The organism is Sphingomonas sediminicola (genome assembly GCF_014489515.1).
GTDB lineage: Bacteria > Pseudomonadota > Alphaproteobacteria > Sphingomonadales > Sphingomonadaceae > Sphingomicrobium > Sphingomicrobium sediminicola.
The window spans coordinates 1,133,261-1,148,980 of sequence record NZ_CP060782.1; the positions used below are offsets into that span (position 1 = coordinate 1,133,261).

A 15,720-nucleotide genomic window follows, 5' to 3' on the forward strand; every position below is an offset into this window, starting at 1 on the left:
CTCCTGCGACACGCGGGGCCCTTAGAGGGAATTAGAGAAATGGCTGAGATTACGGCCGCGACCGTGAAGGAACTCCGTGAGCGCACCGGCGCCGGGATGATGGATTGCAAGAAGGCGCTTGCTGAAGCCAATGGCGACATGGAAGCCGCCATCGACTGGCTGCGTGCCAAGGGCCTCGCGGCTGCCGCCAAGAAGGCAGGCCGCACGGCCGCAGAGGGCCTCGTCGGCGTGGCCGTCGAAGGAACTCGTGGTGCGGTTGTCGAGGTGAACTCGGAGACGGACTTCGTCGCCAAGAACGAGATCTTCCAGGATTTCGTCCGCAACGTTGCACAGATCGCACTGAAGGACGGCTCTGACATCGAGGCGCTCTCGAGCGCTGCTTACCCGTCGGGTGGAACGGTTGCCGAGACGCTGACGGACAACATCGCCAAGATCGGCGAGAACCAGTCGCTGCGCCGCGCCGCGGTCGTGGAAGTGAAGGAGGGCGTTGTCGTTCCTTACGTCCACAACCAGGTCGTTCCGGGCCTCGGCAAGATCGGCGTGCTGGTCGCTCTCGAGAGCGCTGCTCCGTCCGAAACGCTAACCGCCCTTGGCAAGCAGATCGCGATGCATGTCGCGGCTGCGAACCCGCTGGCGCTAAACGCGGACGAGCTCGATCCGGAGTTGGTCGAGCGTGAGCGCGCGATCGCGATGGAAAAGGCGAAGGAAAGTGGCAAGCCACAGAACATCGTCGAGAAGATGGTCGAAGGCGGCCTCGGCAAGTTCCGCAAGGACAATGCGCTCTTGTCGCAGCTGTTCGTGATGGACAACAAGACGCCGGTCGCGGACGTCGTCGCGCAGGCAGCGAAGGAAGCCGGCACGGGCATCGTCCTAAAGAGCTTCACCCGCTTCCAGCTCGGTGAAGGCATCGAGAAGAAGCAGGAAGACTTCGCGGCGGAAGTCGCGGCGGCTGCCGGCTCCTCGAAGGCTGAACCGGTCGCCTAAGACATTTTGTCTTGGCTGTTGGAAAATGAGGCGGGCGCGCTAAAGCGTGTCCGCCTTTTCCATATCTGAAGGACGTTGCGCCCGAATGACCCGCCCACGCTTCAACCGGATCCTGCTGAAGCTCTCGGGTGAGGCGCTGATGGGGCAGGGCCAGTTCGGCATCGACCCGGAAGCTGCCGCAGGACTGGCAAGCGAAATTGCCGCGGCAAAGGCCAAGGGTCACGAACTGTGCCTGGTCGTCGGCGGCGGCAACATCTTCCGGGCATGGCTGCAGCGGCGAAAGGCTTCGACCGGGCGACCGCGGATTACATGGGAATGCTGGCAACGGTCATGAACGCACTGGCACTTCAGAATGCACTGGAGAAGCAAGGTGTCGATACCCGAGTGATGTCGGCGATCCCGATGGCCAGCGTTTCCGAGCCCTACATTCGCCGCCGGGCACTCAGGCATCTCGAGAAGGGCCGGATCGTCCTGTTCGCCGCCGGCACGGGCAATCCTTACTTCACAACCGACACCGCCGCAGCGTTGCGGGCGGCCGAAATGGGCTGCGACGCCTTGTTCAAGGGCACCAGCGTCGACGGGATCTACACTGCCGACCCAAAGAAGAAAGCCGACGCTACCCGTTACGAAAGCCTGAGCTTCAACAAGGTGTTGAGCGACGACCTTAAGGTCATGGATGCAGCGGCAGTTGCGCTGTGCCGCGACAACAATATTCCGATCGTGGTCTTCAACATCCGCCAGCCCGGTAATCTCGCAGAGATCATCGAGGGCCGCGGGACCGCCACGGTCGTCCAGGGAGAGTAAGCATGACGACGAGCATCGATAAATCCGACCTCCAGCGCCGAATGCACGGCGCGCTCGAAGCACTGAAGCATGATCTCGCCGGCCTTCGTACAGGACGCGCATCGACGGCTTTGCTCGATCCCGTTCACGTCGAGGTCTACGGCGCGAACATGCCGCTGAACCAGATAGCGACTGTTTCCGTGCCAGAGGCGCGCATGCTTTCGGTCCAGGTGTGGGATCGTTCGAACGTGCAGCCCGTCGAGAAGGCAATTCGCTCCGCCGGACTCGGCCTCAACCCGATCACCGACGGTCAGATGATCCGCTTGCCGATCCCCGAACTCACGGAGGAGCGTCGCAAGGAGCTTGCCAAGCTGGTTGGCCAATATGCGGAAAAGGCGCGCATCGCCGTTCGCAATGTCCGCCGCGATGGCATGGAGCATCTCAAGGCTGACGAGAAGAAGCACGACATCAGCGAGGACGAGCGCAAGCGCCTCGAGACTGAGGTACAAAAGCTGACGGACGATACGATCAAGGAGATCGATACGGCGGCAGAAACCAAGGAAAAGGAAATCCTCGGCAAGTGACGCCTGCCGCCGCTCCGAACGAAGCTGAGCGGCCGGCCAAAGAAGGCGGGTCGGTTCCGCGCCATGTCGCCATCATTATGGACGGCAACGGCCGCTGGGCGAATAAGCGCGGGCTGCCCCGTGTTGCAGGCCATCGGGCGGGCGCAGAGGCTGTTCGACGAACATTGCGGGCTGCCGTCAAAAATGGCGTAGAAGTCCTTACCCTCTATGCCTTTTCGTCCGAGAATTGGCGCCGCCCCGAGGAGGAAGTGTCCGACCTTAAGGGGCTGCTCGGCTATTATCTTGAACGCGAGCTGGATTCGCTCGCCAAAGAGGGCGTGAAGCTCAGGCTGATCGGGGATTACGAGGCTTTCGGGCCCGATCTGTCGAAACGCCTTGAAAAGGCGATGGCGAGCCTTCAGTCGAATAGGCGGCTGACGCTCGTCGTGGCGCTCAATTACGGGTCGCGTGCAGAAATCGCCGCCGCAGCCCGGAAGCTCGCAACCAAGGCAGTATCAGGGAGATCGAACCCGCCTCGATCGATGAGGAGGCGTTGGGATCACATCTACAGACCCATGGCCTTCCGGAACTCGACCTCCTGATACGGACTTCCGGCGAAGTCCGTTTGTCAAACTTCCTGCTGTGGCAGGCTGCCTATGCGGAACTGGTCTTCACGCCGACGTTGTGGCCCGATTTTGATGAGGCCGAGCTAGTCAAAGCGATTGAGCAGTTTGCCGCCGTGAGCGGCGGTTCGGAGGCCGGTGAACGAGCTAACAACCCGTGTCATCTCTGGAATCGCCATGGTCGTCGTCGCGCTCATGGCGGCGGTGCTGGGTGGATATTATTTCGCATTCCTGGTCGCCGCTGCGGCCACGGGCATGTTCTACGAATGGATGCGGATTGTCCGGGGCTGGGCCTTCATTGGTCAGTCGGCGGTTTCTTCTACTGCCTGCTGCCTGCACTCGCCCTTCTCTGGATCCGCGACCGGAGCGGCGATCAGGGCCTATCGTTGCTGCTGTGGGTTTTCGTTGTGACGTGGTCGACCGACATCGGCGCCTATTTCGCGGGCAGGCGCTTTGGGAAGCGCAAGCTCGCACCCACGATAAGTCCCGGCAAAACGGTCGAGGGCCTGTGGGCGGAATGGCCGCTGCAGCATTGCTCGGAGCAGCCTGGGTTCTCTCAACGGATCTCAACTGGGCTCTGCTTCCACTCGCACCCCTGTTCGCCGTTGCCGCGCAGGCCGGCGATCTGTTCGAGAGCAAGATGAAGCGGATGGCCGGGATCAAGGATTCCGGGTCATGGCTGCCGGGACACGGCGGTCTCCTGGACCGTCTTGATGGCCTAGTTCCAGTTGCGGTTCTGACCGTTGCGGCGCAGGCAGCGGGCTTAGCGTGAAGAAAGTCGCAATTCTCGGCTCCACCGGCTCGATCGGGAAATCGACGCTCGACCTCATCGAGCGATCGCCGGACAAGTTCGAGATCACGGCCCTGACGGCGGCTGTGAACGTGGACGCGCTCGCCGACGCAGCCCGACGGACTAACGCCAGGCTTGCGGTCATCGCGGACGAGAGCCGGCTTCGCGACCTGGAAGATGCGCTTCAGGGTAGCGGTTGCCAGGCGGCCGCTGGCGCCGATTCGCTGGTAGGAGCAGCAACGGGCGACTCCGATCTCGTCATGGCGGCTATCGTCGGCTGTGCGGGGCTGCGACCGACCATGGCGGCTGTCGAGGCGGGGAAGACCGTCGCTCTTGCCAACAAGGAGGCATTGGTCACCGCTGGCGACCTGATGACCGAAGCCGCAAAGACCAGCGGCGCCACCCTGCTTCCCGTCGACAGCGAGCATAACGCCATTTTCCAGTCGCTTGCGGGGAGCCGCATCGACCAGGTCTCAAGGATCATCCTGACTGCCAGCGGCGGACCGTTCAGGACGGCTTCGGCGGAGGCTATGCGCAACGCCACGCCAGCTCAGGCCGTGGCGCATCCGAACTGGACCATGGGAGCAAAGATCTCGGTCGATTCGGCGACCCTGATGAACAAGGGGCTCGAGCTGATCGAGGCGCATTATCTCTTCGGGCTTCCGTCCGAGCGCATCGACATTCTCGTCCACCCGCAGTCGGTGATCCATTCGCTGGTCGAATTCATCGACGGGTCTGTGCTGGCCCAGCTAGGTTCGCCGGATATGCGGATTCCGATCGCCTATGCGCTGGCCTGGCCGGAACGCATGCCGACGCCAGCCCAGCGCCTCGATCTTGCCGCTATAGCGAGACTGGATTTCGGGGAGCCCGACCTCGAGCGTTTCCCGGCGCTTCGACTGTCGCGAGAAGCACTTGAGGCAGGTGGGTCGGCGCCGGCGGCGCTCAATGCCGCAAACGAAGTGGCCGTCGCGACTTTCCTCGACGGCAAGATTTCCTTCCCGGACATCAGCAAGTTGGTCGATATGGCTCTTCAAGAAAATGAAAGCCCGGCTCCGCGATCCATCGAAGATGTGTTTGAAATCGACCGGAAAGTCCGCACTGATGTGACCGCAATGATCGAAGGGCGCTGCGCCTGATGCTGTCGCAACCGCCAATCTGGCTGATCTTGATCGCGTTCGTCTGCGCGCTCGGACCGCTCGTCTTCATCCATGAGCTTGGCCATTATCTGGTCGCTCGCTGGCTGGGGGTCGGCGCCGAGATCTTCTCAATCGGATTCGGGCACGAGGTCACGGGCTGGACAGACAAGCGTGGTACACGGTGGAAGGTGGGCTGGCTCCCGCTGGGTGGCTACGTGAGGTTCGTCGGCGACGAACATGCTGCGAGCGCTCCGGCCGATCAGGAACAACTTACGCCTGAGCAGCAGAAGATAAGCTTTCACCTGCGTCCGATCTGGCAGCGGTTTCTGATCGTGCTGGCCGGCCCAGTCTCGAATTTCCTGCTCGCGATCCTTATCTTTTCGGCCTTCTTCGCGATCTATGGAGCACCAAGGACGCCTCCTATCGTCAGCGAGGTCCAGCCGGAAAGCGCGGCCGCGACCGCGCAAATCCAGCCGGGCGACCGGATCCTGTCTATCGGTGGACGTCCGACCCCGACATTTGAAGAGCTTCGCAACTACGCCATGCTTCGCCCCGGCGAGACGGTCACTATCGAGCTTGAACGCGAGCAAGTGGTTCGAGCGATCCAGGTGACGTTGGGCACTGACGTCGAAAGGGACAGGTTCGGGCAGACCTATCGAAGGGGCTTGCTGGGCGTGTCGCCCGTCGGGATCGTGTTCGAGCCGGTGCCGCCACTCAAGCTCGTACCAGCTGCCACGTCCTATGTCTGGCAGATGACTCGGACGATGCTGGAGGCGCTGGGGCAGATCATCACCGGAAGACGTTCGGTCAAGGAACTTGGAGGTCCACTCAAGATCGCTCAGGTCGCGGGCCAGCAGGCGAGTTTGGGGCTTGTGGACTTCCTGAGCCTGCTCGCTTTGCTTTCAATTAATCTCGGATTCATCAACCTCTTGCCAGTCCCCATGCTGGATGGTGGACATCTCCTATTCTACGGAATCGAGGCCGTGCAGCGTCGCCCGGTCAGCCCGCGTGCTCAGGACTGGGCGTTCCGGGCGGTCTCGCATTCATCCTGGCCCTGCTCATCTTCACAACCGTCAACGATTTGGGGTCGTTCGGCTTGTGGGAACGGCTTGGGCGCTTGATTGGCTAGGACGGTTAGGGCAGGGCTGCACACCATTCCTGCGGACCGCTGAGGGGCGGCCGCTGATTCTTGCACAAAAGGCGGGGACGCGTGACTTCAGAGCGTAAGTTTATTGGCAATCGCGCAGGCGCGGTCTTCCTCGCCGGAACCATCCTGGGCGGCTGGTCGGTACCCGTATTGGCGCAGGCGCAGCAGTCGGATCCGCTCGCGGCGCAGCCCGCTCCGGCACCGGCGCAGAATCCGCCCGCGACACCGGCACCTGCACCAACTCCGGTGTCCGTTGCTCCTGCACCGGCAACGCAGGGAACGATCCGTTCCATCGCGGTTCGCGGCAACCAACGCCTGGAGCCGGAGACGATCCGCTCCTACGCAAATCTTTCGCCCGGTCAGAGCTATTCCGCCGAGACGCTCGATACGGCGCTCAAGGACCTTTACGGGACTGAGCTATTCTCCGACGTCGTCATCACCGGCGCCGAGACTGGCAACATCGTGATCACCGTCCAGGAAAACCCGGTCATCAACCGGATCGTTCTGGAGGGCAACAAGAGGATCAAGAGCGACAAGATCCTCCCCGAAATCAAGCTGAAGGCTCGCGAGATCTTCACGCGCTCCAAGGCCCGGGCAGACGTCGAGCGCATCATCGAGCTTTACAAGCGCCAAGGCCGCTTCGCCGCCCGCGTCGAGCCGAAGGTGGTCAATCTCGAACAGAACCGCGTCGACCTGGTGTTCGAGATCTATGAGGGCGACAAGTCCAAGGTCCGCAGCATCAACATCATCGGCAACGATGCGTTCGACGACGGGCGGCTCCGCAAGGAGATGTACACGCGCCAGGCCGGCGGCGTCCTGGGCTTCCTCAAGTCCAATGACAGCTACGATCCCGACCGTCTTGCGGCCGACCAGCAGAAGCTTCGCGCCTTCTATCTGACCGAAGGCTACGCGGATTTCCGCGTCGTCTCGGCGCTGGCCGAGCTAACCCCGGACCGCCGCGACTTCGTCATCACCTACGTGGTCGAAGAGGGCCCGCGCTATCGTTTCGGCAAGATCGAAGCCGAAAGCGCGCTTCGCGACCTTCAGCCCGACAAGATCGTCCAGACGGTCAACCTCAAAGAAGGCGACTGGTTCAACGCCAAGGCGGTCGAGGATGCCGTCACCAAGCTGAATGAGGAAGCCGGCGGCCTCGGTTATGCCTTTGCCGACATCAATCCGGCCTATAATCGCGATGCCGAAAAGCACGTGATGGGTATTACTTTCCGGGTTGGCGATACGCCTCGCACTTACGTCGAGCGCATCGATATCCAGGGCAACACCTCAACGCGCGACAAGGTCATCCGCCGCGAGTTCCGCGTCAACGAGGGCGACGCCTTCAACGCCTTGAAGGTGAAGCGTTCGCAGGATCGCCTGCAGTCGCTCGGCTTCTTCCAGGAGAACCTGGAGATCAAGCAGACGGAAGGCTCCAGTCCGGACCGGGTCGTTCTCGGCCTCAACGTTGAAGAGAAGTCGACGGGCGAGCTCCAGCTATCCGCCGGCTATTCGAGCCTCGAGAGATTCATCCTGGCATTCTCGATCGCTCAGCGGAACTTCATGGGCAAAGGCCAGGAGCTCAACGCGGGCGTGAACTGGTCGCGCTATTCGAAGTCGATCCAGCTTGGCTTCGTCGAACCCTATCTGTTCGACAAGCAGATCCTGCTCGGCGGCGACATCTTTCGGCGCGACTACAACAGCTTCAATTTCGTCGGAAATCAGCGGAACACGACCTATTCGCAGACGAGCACGGGCACCGCGCTCCGCCTCGGATTCCCGATTACCGAATATATTACGTTGGGCACGCGCTACTCGCTCATCCTCGACAATATCACCCTCGATAAGGGCACCTTCTTCACCGATCCGGACCTTGTTGCAGATCCGGATGGAAGCGGGCCTCTCACTGGAAGTAATGGCCCGCTGCCGGCGGCGTGCGACCCCAAGAAGGCGGGTCAGTATCTATGCGACGAGCTCGGGAGGCGCCTGACGTCGTCGGTCGGCTATTCGATCGTCTATAACGATACGAACGGCATCCGCCCGACGCGCGGCCAGTCACTCGTCGTTTCACAGGACTTCGCGGGCCTCGGCGGTGACGTTCGCTACGTGCGGTCGCGCTTCAGCGGCATCAAATATTGGCAGCCGCCATTCCTTGGCAGCGGCTGGGTCTTCTCGGCTCGTGCAGAGGGCGGGTATATCCATCCGCTCGAGAAGGCGCCGGGACCGGGCCGCGACGCGATCCGCATCACCGACCGCTTTTTCGGAACCCAGCTTCGCGGTTTCGACATCCGCGGCATCGGCCCGCGTATCCTGCGTGAGGACTACGACGAGAACGGCGAGTTCGTATCTGCCAGCAATCGTGTTAGCGATGCGCTCGGCGGGCGAGCCTATTATATGGGCCGCGTCGAACTAGAATTCCCGACCAGTTCCGCGTTGAAGAGCTTCGGACTCCGACCTTCCGCATTTGTCGACGTCGGCTCGGTCTGGGGACTCAAGAGTCCGGCGCTGCAGGATATTCCGGGCTTCTGCTCGCCGCCGAGCGGAACGACAGGATCGGTGGTAACGCTCGATCCGGGTCAGACGAAGGCGAATTGCGCTTCGGGCTATACGTTCACGTCGGGATATCGCGAACGTTTCGTCGGCAATTCGCCGAAGCCGCGCCTGGCCATAGGTGTAGGCGTCAACTGGGTTTCGCCTTTCGGGCCGCTCAGGATCGACCTCGCGAAGGCGATCCTCAAGCAGGAAGGCGACGACACAAAACTCTTCAGCTTCAACGTAGGAACACAATTCTAATGCGTAAGATTGCAATGACCGCTGCCTTCGCAGCGATGGTTCTCACTCCCGTGGGCGTTTCTGCCCAGGCCATTCCCGGCGCCGTGATCGCAGTTGTCGACCTCGAAAAGGTCAGCAGCGAGTGCACCGCCTGCAAGGCCGCGAAAACCGCGCTCGAAGGCCAGGTGACTGCCCTGAAGTCGCGTGAAGCCACCCTCGCAGCTCCGCTGAAGACCGAAGGCCAGTCGCTTCAGGCGGCTGTCGAGGCCCTCAAGGGCAAGGAGCCCGATGCGGCGCTGCAGGCTCGCATCAAGGCATTCCAGACCAAGCAGCAGCAGGGCGCTCAGGAGATTGCTCGTCAGACGAACCAGATCCAGCGCAACCAGGCCTATGTTTCGCAGCAGATCAGCACGAAGCTCGGCCCGATCTATCAGCAGGTCATGCAGCGCCGCGGCGCCAACGTAATGCTCGAGGCGGGTGCAACGCTGGCCTCGGGTGCAAATCTCGATGTCACCAATGACGTCCTGGCCGCCCTGAATCAGCAGCTGCCGAGCGTTTCGACGACTGCTCCGGCCGCTCCGGCGCAGCAGCAGCCGCAGGGCCGCTAAGCGAATGACGGAAGGCGCCGCTATCGGACCGCTTGATGTGAAGCGGGTGATGGCGGCGCTTCCGCACCGTTACCCAATGCTGCTCGTGGACCGGGTCGAGAGCATCGAGCCGGACCATAAGATCGTCGCGATCAAAGCCGTGACCATCAATGAAGGCTTCTTCCAGGGGCATTTTCCCGGGCGGCCGATCATGCCGGGCGTGCTGATCGTGGAGGCGCTAGCCCAGGCGGCGGGCGTACTCGCGGTCGAATCCCTCGGCCTCGCGAACAGCGGCAAGCTCGTCTATTTCATGGCTATCGACGGCGCGAAGTTCCGCCAGCCTGTCGAGCCAGGCGTCATTCTCAAGCTTGAGGTTGAATTCGTCCAGAAACGCTCCACGGTCTGTAAATTCGCCGGACGTGCAACCATCGAAGGCAAGCTGGCTGCGGAAGCAAATTTTACGGCGATGATCGCCGACCCGCCGTCGGCCTAAAACTTATCGCTAATTCGCCAGGCCGAGCCCGCCTTCTCGACACGAAAGGCGGTGGAAAACTCGGGTGATTCCAGGGCCACTGCCGGTGATCCATCCATGACTATTCCGCCACGATCGACTAGCAATGCTCGATCGAAGGCCATGATCTGGCTCAGGTCGTGGACGGAGGCCAGCACGGTGCACCCGCTGGTGTCGGCTTCGCCGCGCAGGATCTGCAGCGTTCGAAGGACCCAATAAGGGTCGAGGTTCGACAAGGGTTCGTCGAGCAGCATCAGCCGGGGCCTGGCCGCAAGAGCCCGGGCCAGCAGGACCCGCGACCGCTCGCCAGTCGACAATTGATTGACAGGGCGAGCTGCCAAATTGCCAAGCTCGAGGAGTTCGACGAGCTCTACAATCCTCGCTGGATCCGGTGAGGGCAGACCGAGCGCGATCACATCCTGCGCTGCGATCGGCCAGACCAGGCTTCGAGTAGCGGGAAGAAATGACAGCAGACGCATCCGACGCGCTGGAGGCGCTTCGTTGATCGGCTCGCCGTCGACCAGGATCTGGCCCATCTCGCGTTCAATGCCTGCGAGCGTGCGCAGCAAACTCGTCTTCCCCGCACCATTGGGCCAATCAGGGCGATCAGGCTACCCGGCCCGGCATCGACGCTCGTCGGATTGAGCCGACCGGCAATCGCAATGTCTCGCGCTTCCAGGAGCGACGTCATGACGCCACCGTCCGGCGCATCCGAACGACGATCCAGATGAACAGTGGCGTGCCGATTGCTGTCGTGATGACCCCGACCGGAATCGATCGGCCCGCTGGAGCCACGCGAACGATCAGATCCGCGAGAAGAAGGAGGATTGCACCAATCGCCGCGGCTGGCAGCAACGCCTGACCCGGATGTCCCCGCGTGATCGTGCGTGCCGCATAAGGAGCGATAAGGCCGACGAAGGCGATTGCCCGCAGACCGACACGCACGCGCCTACGGCAATCGCGCTGAGGGCCACGACGTCGACGGCGAGGCGGCGTGGTCGATAACCGACCGAGCCGGCGACGTCATCGCCAAGCGCCATCATGTCGAGCGCTTTGCCGTGACTTGCGAGCAGACCGCATGCGATCGCCGCTGGGATCAGAGCCGCCGCTGCCTGCGGAAGGCTCCGATCGACAAAGCTCCCCATCAGCCATTCGAAGCTGTCGTAAAATGCGAAAGGCGAAGGAGCGAGGGCGAGAAGAAGGCTAGTGCCCGCTCCGGCGGCGAGCGCGATGGCAATGCCGGCAAGAAGCAAGGTCGCGGTTTCGCTCCGACGCCCTGCAATCGCGAACAGTGCAGCCAGCGCCAGCGCGGCGCCCGCAGCGCCGCATGCGGCGAGGGCCAATGGGCCGGTAATTCCCAACCAATAGGATCCAGCCACGGCGCCAAGCGCGGCTCCACTACTGCTACCCGTGATGTCGGGCGAAGCGAGGGGGTTGGCGAAGGTTGCCTGAAGCGCTGCGCCGGTCATCCCCAGTACCGCACCGTAACCAAGAGCCAGCAGGGTCCGAGGAAGCCGGAGTTCTTCGATTAACGCCAACGCCAGATCTGGATCAGTCCTTCGCAGCTCCAGCAGGCTGCTGAGCGGCGTCAGCAGGCTAAGTGCCGCGATAAGGGCGACGATGACGATCAATGATGCGGACCAGCTGCGGCTCATCGAAGCTCCGATCGAAAGCGTTCGATCTCACCGATGACCAGCGGCCCCATGCAGGTCCAAGAGCGCCCGTCGGCGCGCAGCCACTTGGCTCTCGCATTCTGGACGATCGGATGATCAAGCCACTGTGCGCCGCGAGAGAATTCGCCATGCCGATAGGTGCTCTGAACGAGCACGGAAGGAGGACGGACGAGTAGCGTTTCCAGCGATATGCGATCGCCCTTCAGCGGTCTCTGTGCGAGCCCGGCAAGACGCATCCAGTCGGCGCCAACCGATGGAACGCCGATCGTCTGGCCGGCGCCACCAAGCCAGATTGCATCTCGGGCCTTGATTGGTGCAGTGGCGCGAAGCCTGGCCAGGCGCTTCAGCCACAGCGTTGCTCTCTTAGGGTCTCCCAGCGCACTTGCGACTGCCTTAAAGTTCGAAGCGACGTCTTCGATCGCGCTCGCGGGGCGAAGGTCAATCGCGCGAATGCCCATTCGGTTAGCGATGAGCGAGGTCGCTCGTCCTCCGCCACCCATTGTCAGGACGATTCTGGGCTTTTGCGCGAGGATGTCTTCAAGCGAGCCTCGGTTCGAAGGATGCCTGCGCGCCAGCTTCCAGAGCGGGATTCCTGCGGGTCCTGCGAGAGGAAGCTGACGCTCGCGATCTCCTGCGGCCTGGCTAGCAGCAGCAGATACTCATCGGTGCATAGATTGAGGGATGCGACGCTAGCGGCCGCGAGCAAGGCGGATGCCGCCATAAATGCTCCTCCCTTCGGTCCGATAACCGAGCGCGTCCTGATAGCGCTCATCGAAGGCATTTGCGGCACGAGCGAAGATCTGCACGCCTTCTGCAACCTCGTAAGACACGCGGGCGCCGGCGAGCCAGTAGGCGCCGAGTTTCACACGCTGGAACGGAAACGTCTCGAAGTCCGTGTCGAGGCGCGAACCTGTGTAGGCAATAGAGAGCCCGTAGGAGATGCGGCCCAGCTGTCCATCGGCGGCGACGGAGCCGATATGCTTCGGGCGCCGCGCTTCGCGAACGTGAGATCCGAGGTCGTCGGGCTCGCTCGCCTTGATATAGGCGTAGTTCGCCGAGAGCCTAAGTCCCTCATGTAGAGACCAATTGGCTTGAGCCTCGACACCCGACCGCCTGCTAGTCTCGGATCGATTGGCAGTGCTCGACAGGAAGGTGTCGGGATCGAAAGTATCGACGATCTCATCGCGAAGACGTTGCTGGTATGCCGTGAGGGATGCCGCAAACGTCCGATTTGCATACCTAAGCGATGCCTCGAATCCGCGTGAACGTTCCGGCTTAAGCGACGGGTTTCCAACGAAACTGCCGGGAAAAAAGCCATAGAGATCGAAAAAGGTCGGCTGGGCGATGCCTTCGCCATAGGAACCGGCAATTGAGAAGCCCTTCCCGACCTTCGCAAGCAACGAGGCCCGAAGCGTCGTCGCATCCTTGAATCGGTTGAAGGCGTCGCGCCGGACTGCGAGGTCCAAAGTTGCTGGTCCGGCGTCCGCCCGCCATTCTGCGGTGACGGCGTTATGCTTGCGATCGCGGTCCTGATCGGTGAATCCGCCGAAATTGACGTCGCGCGCCTTGAACTCCTCACTTTCGTGATCGAGCGCCAGGATCAGACGATGTTCGACCGAGGACGTCTTAAAACGGTGTTGGACCTGGGCGTCGAGCGTCTGTCTGCGCCCTGACGTTCGGTTTATCTCGTCACTGGCGAGGAAATTCCGGTTGCGAGAGGAGAGGGTGGCGCCGCCGAGACTGCCGCTCCAGGCCGACTTGGGATCTCCGAAATCACCCCACAACCTTACGGCACTGAGTCGATTGCGACTGCTGTCGAGCGTGTTGGCATGGAGAAACGTAATCGGGTCGTACCCGTCGAAATCGCTCCGTCCGGACATTGCAAACGCCGCTACGCCAAGTCGAATGGCCGGAGTGACTTCCAAGGTTCCGCGAACCCGTCCAGAGAGATTGTGGTAGCCATCCTTGTCGCCGTTTCCGTCAAAGGCGTCGATGCCAGTGGCTCGCTGCCACCCGAGTCCGCCCGCCAGGCTCGACTTGCCGCTCGTGAACGATCCGGATGCTGACCCCCTGCGAAATCCGAACGAGCCAATCTCACTGCCCAGCGAGAACGAACTTCGCTCGCTCGCAACGCTGTCTACCGCGACGACGCCACCGACGGCTTCCGATCCCCAGAGCGCCGATTGCGGTCCGCGGACGATTTCAATTCGCGAAGTAACGTCGGCGTTGAGCAGTTCGAAGCGCGGCTGGTTGCCGGTCGCGGGGTCGTTCGCCCGGATTCCGTCTACGAACAGCAATGTGTGGTTGTTCTCGGTCCCGCGGATGCGGACCTCCGTCAACGATCCCGCTGGACCCGACGTGGCGACCGATACCGACGGCGTAAGGCGCAGCAGGGCAGGGACCAGCGGCTCGCCCAGCCGCTCGATACTTTCACTGTCGATGACGGCCGCGCTCGCGGGCGTATCTTCGGCCTTCTCGGGCGCGCGCTCCGCGGTGACGATGATTTCGGTGGTTGGAAGTGCGTCGATCAATTCATCCTCCTTTGACGAACATGTCGTCGCAGAGGATGCGGAGCACCCACGCACTACGGCTGGTCCCGGCCGGAGAAACGGACGACGGACCAAGGCAAGTGTCTGACTCCCACCCAGGCGGGCAGATACAGTTGCGGGCACAGCGCCGGTTTTGCACCGGCTTCCTTCTTGGCCGGCAGCCGTAACCGCCGGACCTCGGTCCGGGGGTGGGACTAGGAGCCAGCCGCGAGCCTTGTCAATCGGGGCTCTCTCGCTTAAGTGCGCCCGGCATTCCCGGCTGCTGGTCGGAAACCAGCGCCATTTCAAGGAACTGAAGATGAAATCCGGTACCCATCCCGACTACCACACCATTACCGTCCAGATGACAGATGGCACGACCTTCCAGACCCGCTCGACCTGGGGCAAGGAAGGCGACACGCTGCACCTCGAGATTGACCCGACGTCACACCCTGCATGGACCGGCGGACGTGGCCAGATGCTCGACACGGGCGGACAGGTGGCGCGCTTCAACAAGCGTTTCGGCGGACTCTCGCTTGGCAAGAAGTAAGCAGGCTCGCTGAAGCTGCTTCCGTTTCACGACCAGGCCCACCGATTTCCGTCCGCTCCTCGGATCGAGACGGAGCGATTGGTGCTGCGCGACTTCGAGCTGCGCGACCTCGAATATTTCCTGAGTTTCTTCGCGGACGCCGAAGCCAGCCAGCATGTTGGAGGGCCTAGCGGCCGCGAAGATACGTGGCGCCGAATGCTTGCCGGCGCAGGACTGTGGCACCTCACCGGCGTTGGCATGTGGGCCGTTGCCGAGCGGGGCGGTGGTTCTGCGATCGGCCACGTCGGGTTCTTCGACTTCCTCCGCGGATGCGAGCCTTCGATCGAGGGGCAGGCCGAGATGGGCTGGATCCTCGCTCCCGTCGCACACGGCAAAGGGTACGCCAGCGAAGCTTGCGAGGCCGCTCTAGGCTGGTTCGAAGAGCATTTTGGCAGACAGCCAATCTGGGCGCTCATTTCGCCCGGGAACGACCCTTCAATGAAGCTCGCATCGAAGCTGGGCTTTCAGCGTCAGGCCGACGGGACGTATCGCGAGAAGCCACAAACCATTTGGTTGCGTCCGGCCTGAGCGCTACCAGCCGCCGCCTCCGCCGCCACCACCGCCGCCACCCGACGACCCGCCTCCGCCGGACCCGCTGCTCGAGCCTGGCGCCGTTGAAGCCGAGCTGACCGTGCTTGCCAGGGAAGAGCCGACGCTTTCTGCAAATCGGCCGGGGTCGCTCCAGGGATCGCGTGTTCCCGAATACCAAACAAAGCCTTGCTGACCCTGCGCGGCGGCTGCCGCGAGGACACCCGCAAACCGCTCCGCCCACCGGTTTTCGACGCCCAACGCGATTGCGTAGGGCAGATAGCGTTCGAACAGCTCCGGCGTGTCCGCAGGGGATGCATGCGGTCCAGCCGCTCGCGCTCCGTGATCGAGAGATATTGTTTGAAGCCGGCAATCTGGTCGAGAACCTTGCGGCCATCCTTCGTCGGCGCCGCTATCCAGAAGAAGGCAGAGATTACGAGGGGCAGCCCGAGCAGCGGCAACACAAGCGGCTGCCACCAGCCCGTGTTCAGCGCCTCAATCAGGACTGTAGCACC

The 15,720-nt window shown here is 62.3% G+C and carries 13 protein-coding genes, 6 pseudogenes and 1 riboswitch; of the genes and pseudogenes, 14 read left to right on the top strand and 5 right to left on the bottom strand.

Going from position 1 to position 15,720, the window contains the following annotated elements:
- Window positions 1-39: 39 nt before the first annotated feature.
- The 12 genes and pseudogenes from tsf (at window position 40) to fabZ (ending at window position 9,869) form a co-directional block, all read left to right on the top strand.
- Window positions 40-984, top strand: a complete 945-nt coding sequence (tsf, locus tag H9L14_RS06105) for a translation elongation factor Ts (protein WP_187709615.1) — start codon at window positions 40-42, stop codon at window positions 982-984.
- Window positions 985-1,123: 139 nt separating this feature from the next.
- Window positions 1,124-1,788, top strand: a pseudogene (gene pyrH / locus H9L14_RS06110) (UMP kinase).
- A 2-nt stretch (window positions 1,789-1,790) separates the two neighbouring features.
- On the top strand, window positions 1,791-2,351 hold the full coding sequence (gene frr / locus H9L14_RS06115) for a ribosome recycling factor (protein ID WP_187709616.1): 561 nt from the start codon (window positions 1,791-1,793) through the stop codon (window positions 2,349-2,351).
- Window positions 2,348-2,932 carry a polyprenyl diphosphate synthase gene (gene uppS / locus H9L14_RS06120; RefSeq protein ID WP_425506901.1) on the top strand — a complete coding sequence of 195 codons (585 nt, stop codon included), beginning with the start codon at window positions 2,348-2,350 and terminating at the stop codon, window positions 2,930-2,932. Before frr ends, uppS begins: the two co-directional genes overlap by 4 nt.
- A pseudogene (locus H9L14_RS17360) lies at window positions 2,884-3,009 on the top strand (undecaprenyl diphosphate synthase family protein); the annotation flags it as partial. The gene uppS and the pseudogene H9L14_RS17360, both read left to right, overlap by 49 nt.
- A gap of 139 nt (window positions 3,010-3,148) precedes the next feature.
- Complete coding sequence (locus H9L14_RS15690; protein ID WP_343070280.1) at window positions 3,149-3,364, top strand: hypothetical protein; 216 nt, start codon at window positions 3,149-3,151, stop codon at window positions 3,362-3,364.
- A pseudogene (locus H9L14_RS06125) lies at window positions 3,328-3,725 on the top strand (phosphatidate cytidylyltransferase); the annotation flags it as partial. The gene H9L14_RS15690 and the pseudogene H9L14_RS06125, both read left to right, overlap by 37 nt.
- On the top strand, window positions 3,722-4,879 hold the full coding sequence (locus H9L14_RS06130; protein ID WP_187709617.1) for a 1-deoxy-D-xylulose-5-phosphate reductoisomerase: 1,158 nt from the start codon (window positions 3,722-3,724) through the stop codon (window positions 4,877-4,879). The pseudogene H9L14_RS06125 and the gene H9L14_RS06130, both read left to right, overlap by 4 nt.
- A pseudogene (locus tag H9L14_RS06135) lies at window positions 4,879-6,008 on the top strand (M50 family metallopeptidase). Before H9L14_RS06130 ends, H9L14_RS06135 begins: the two are co-directional and overlap by 1 nt.
- 81 nt (window positions 6,009-6,089) lie before the next feature.
- On the top strand, window positions 6,090-8,810 hold the full coding sequence (gene bamA, locus H9L14_RS06140; RefSeq protein WP_187709618.1) for an outer membrane protein assembly factor BamA: 2,721 nt from the start codon (window positions 6,090-6,092) through the stop codon (window positions 8,808-8,810).
- On the top strand, window positions 8,810-9,397 hold the full coding sequence (locus H9L14_RS06145) for an OmpH/Skp family outer membrane protein (RefSeq protein WP_187709619.1): 588 nt from the start codon (window positions 8,810-8,812) through the stop codon (window positions 9,395-9,397). The genes bamA and H9L14_RS06145 overlap by 1 nt, the downstream gene beginning before the upstream one ends.
- 4 nt (window positions 9,398-9,401) lie before the next feature.
- Window positions 9,402-9,869: a 3-hydroxyacyl-ACP dehydratase FabZ gene (gene fabZ / locus H9L14_RS06150; protein WP_187709620.1), complete on the top strand. Its 468-nt coding sequence runs from the start codon at window positions 9,402-9,404 to the stop codon at window positions 9,867-9,869.
- Here the strand turns inward: fabZ and H9L14_RS06155 are convergent.
- The 4 genes and pseudogenes from H9L14_RS06155 to H9L14_RS06170 all read right to left on the bottom strand — a co-directional run.
- A pseudogene (locus tag H9L14_RS06155) lies at window positions 9,866-10,468 on the bottom strand (ABC transporter ATP-binding protein); the annotation flags it as partial. The gene fabZ and the pseudogene H9L14_RS06155 sit on opposite strands and share 4 nt — an antisense overlap.
- Window positions 10,469-10,574: 106 nt before the next feature.
- Window positions 10,575-11,542 (bottom strand): annotated as a pseudogene (locus H9L14_RS06160) (FecCD family ABC transporter permease).
- Window positions 11,539-12,018: a substrate-binding domain-containing protein gene (locus H9L14_RS06165; RefSeq protein ID WP_187709623.1), complete on the bottom strand. Its 480-nt coding sequence runs from the start codon at window positions 12,016-12,018 to the stop codon at window positions 11,539-11,541. Before H9L14_RS06165 ends, H9L14_RS06160 begins: the two are co-directional and overlap by 4 nt.
- 231 nt (window positions 12,019-12,249) lie before the next feature.
- Window positions 12,250-14,091, bottom strand: coding sequence for a TonB-dependent receptor plug domain-containing protein (locus tag H9L14_RS06170; RefSeq protein ID WP_187709624.1), 1,842 nt, complete (start codon window positions 14,089-14,091; stop codon window positions 12,250-12,252).
- Window positions 14,092-14,167: 76 nt separating this feature from the next.
- A riboswitch (cobalamin riboswitch) is annotated at window positions 14,168-14,304 on the bottom strand.
- Between the two features lie 103 nt (window positions 14,305-14,407).
- On the opposite strand from H9L14_RS06170, the gene rpmE reads away from it, so the two are divergent.
- Entirely contained in the window at window positions 14,408-14,638 is a 231-nt protein-coding gene (rpmE, locus tag H9L14_RS06175; RefSeq protein ID WP_187709625.1) for a 50S ribosomal protein L31, read from the top strand.
- An 81-nt stretch (window positions 14,639-14,719) separates the two neighbouring features.
- The gene (locus H9L14_RS06180) at window positions 14,720-15,205 is read left to right on the top strand and encodes a GNAT family N-acetyltransferase (RefSeq protein WP_187709626.1); all 486 of its coding nucleotides are present in this window, start codon (window positions 14,720-14,722) and stop codon (window positions 15,203-15,205) included.
- A 3-nt stretch (window positions 15,206-15,208) separates the two neighbouring features.
- Here H9L14_RS06180 and H9L14_RS17365 read toward each other — a convergent pair whose 3' ends face one another.
- Window positions 15,209-15,682 carry a DUF2207 family protein gene (locus H9L14_RS17365; protein WP_425506904.1) on the bottom strand — a complete coding sequence of 158 codons (474 nt, stop codon included), beginning with the start codon at window positions 15,680-15,682 and terminating at the stop codon, window positions 15,209-15,211.
- Window positions 15,683-15,720 lie beyond the last annotated feature (38 nt).

Coding starts and splice junctions, on each gene's coding strand:
- tsf (WP_187709615.1), top strand. CDS start 40: ATGGCTGAGATTACGGCCGCGACCGTGAAGGAACTCCGTGAGCGCACC.
- frr (WP_187709616.1), top strand. CDS start 1,791: ATGACGACGAGCATCGATAAATCCGACCTCCAGCGCCGAATGCACGGC.
- H9L14_RS15690 (WP_343070280.1), top strand. CDS start 3,149: ATGGCGGCGGTGCTGGGTGGATATTATTTCGCATTCCTGGTCGCCGCT.
- H9L14_RS06145 (WP_187709619.1), top strand. CDS start 8,810: ATGCGTAAGATTGCAATGACCGCTGCCTTCGCAGCGATGGTTCTCACT.
- fabZ (WP_187709620.1), top strand. CDS start 9,402: ATGACGGAAGGCGCCGCTATCGGACCGCTTGATGTGAAGCGGGTGATG.
- H9L14_RS06165 (WP_187709623.1), bottom strand. CDS start 12,018: ATGGGCATTCGCGCGATTGACCTTCGCCCCGCGAGCGCGATCGAAGAC.
- rpmE (WP_187709625.1), top strand. CDS start 14,408: ATGAAATCCGGTACCCATCCCGACTACCACACCATTACCGTCCAGATG.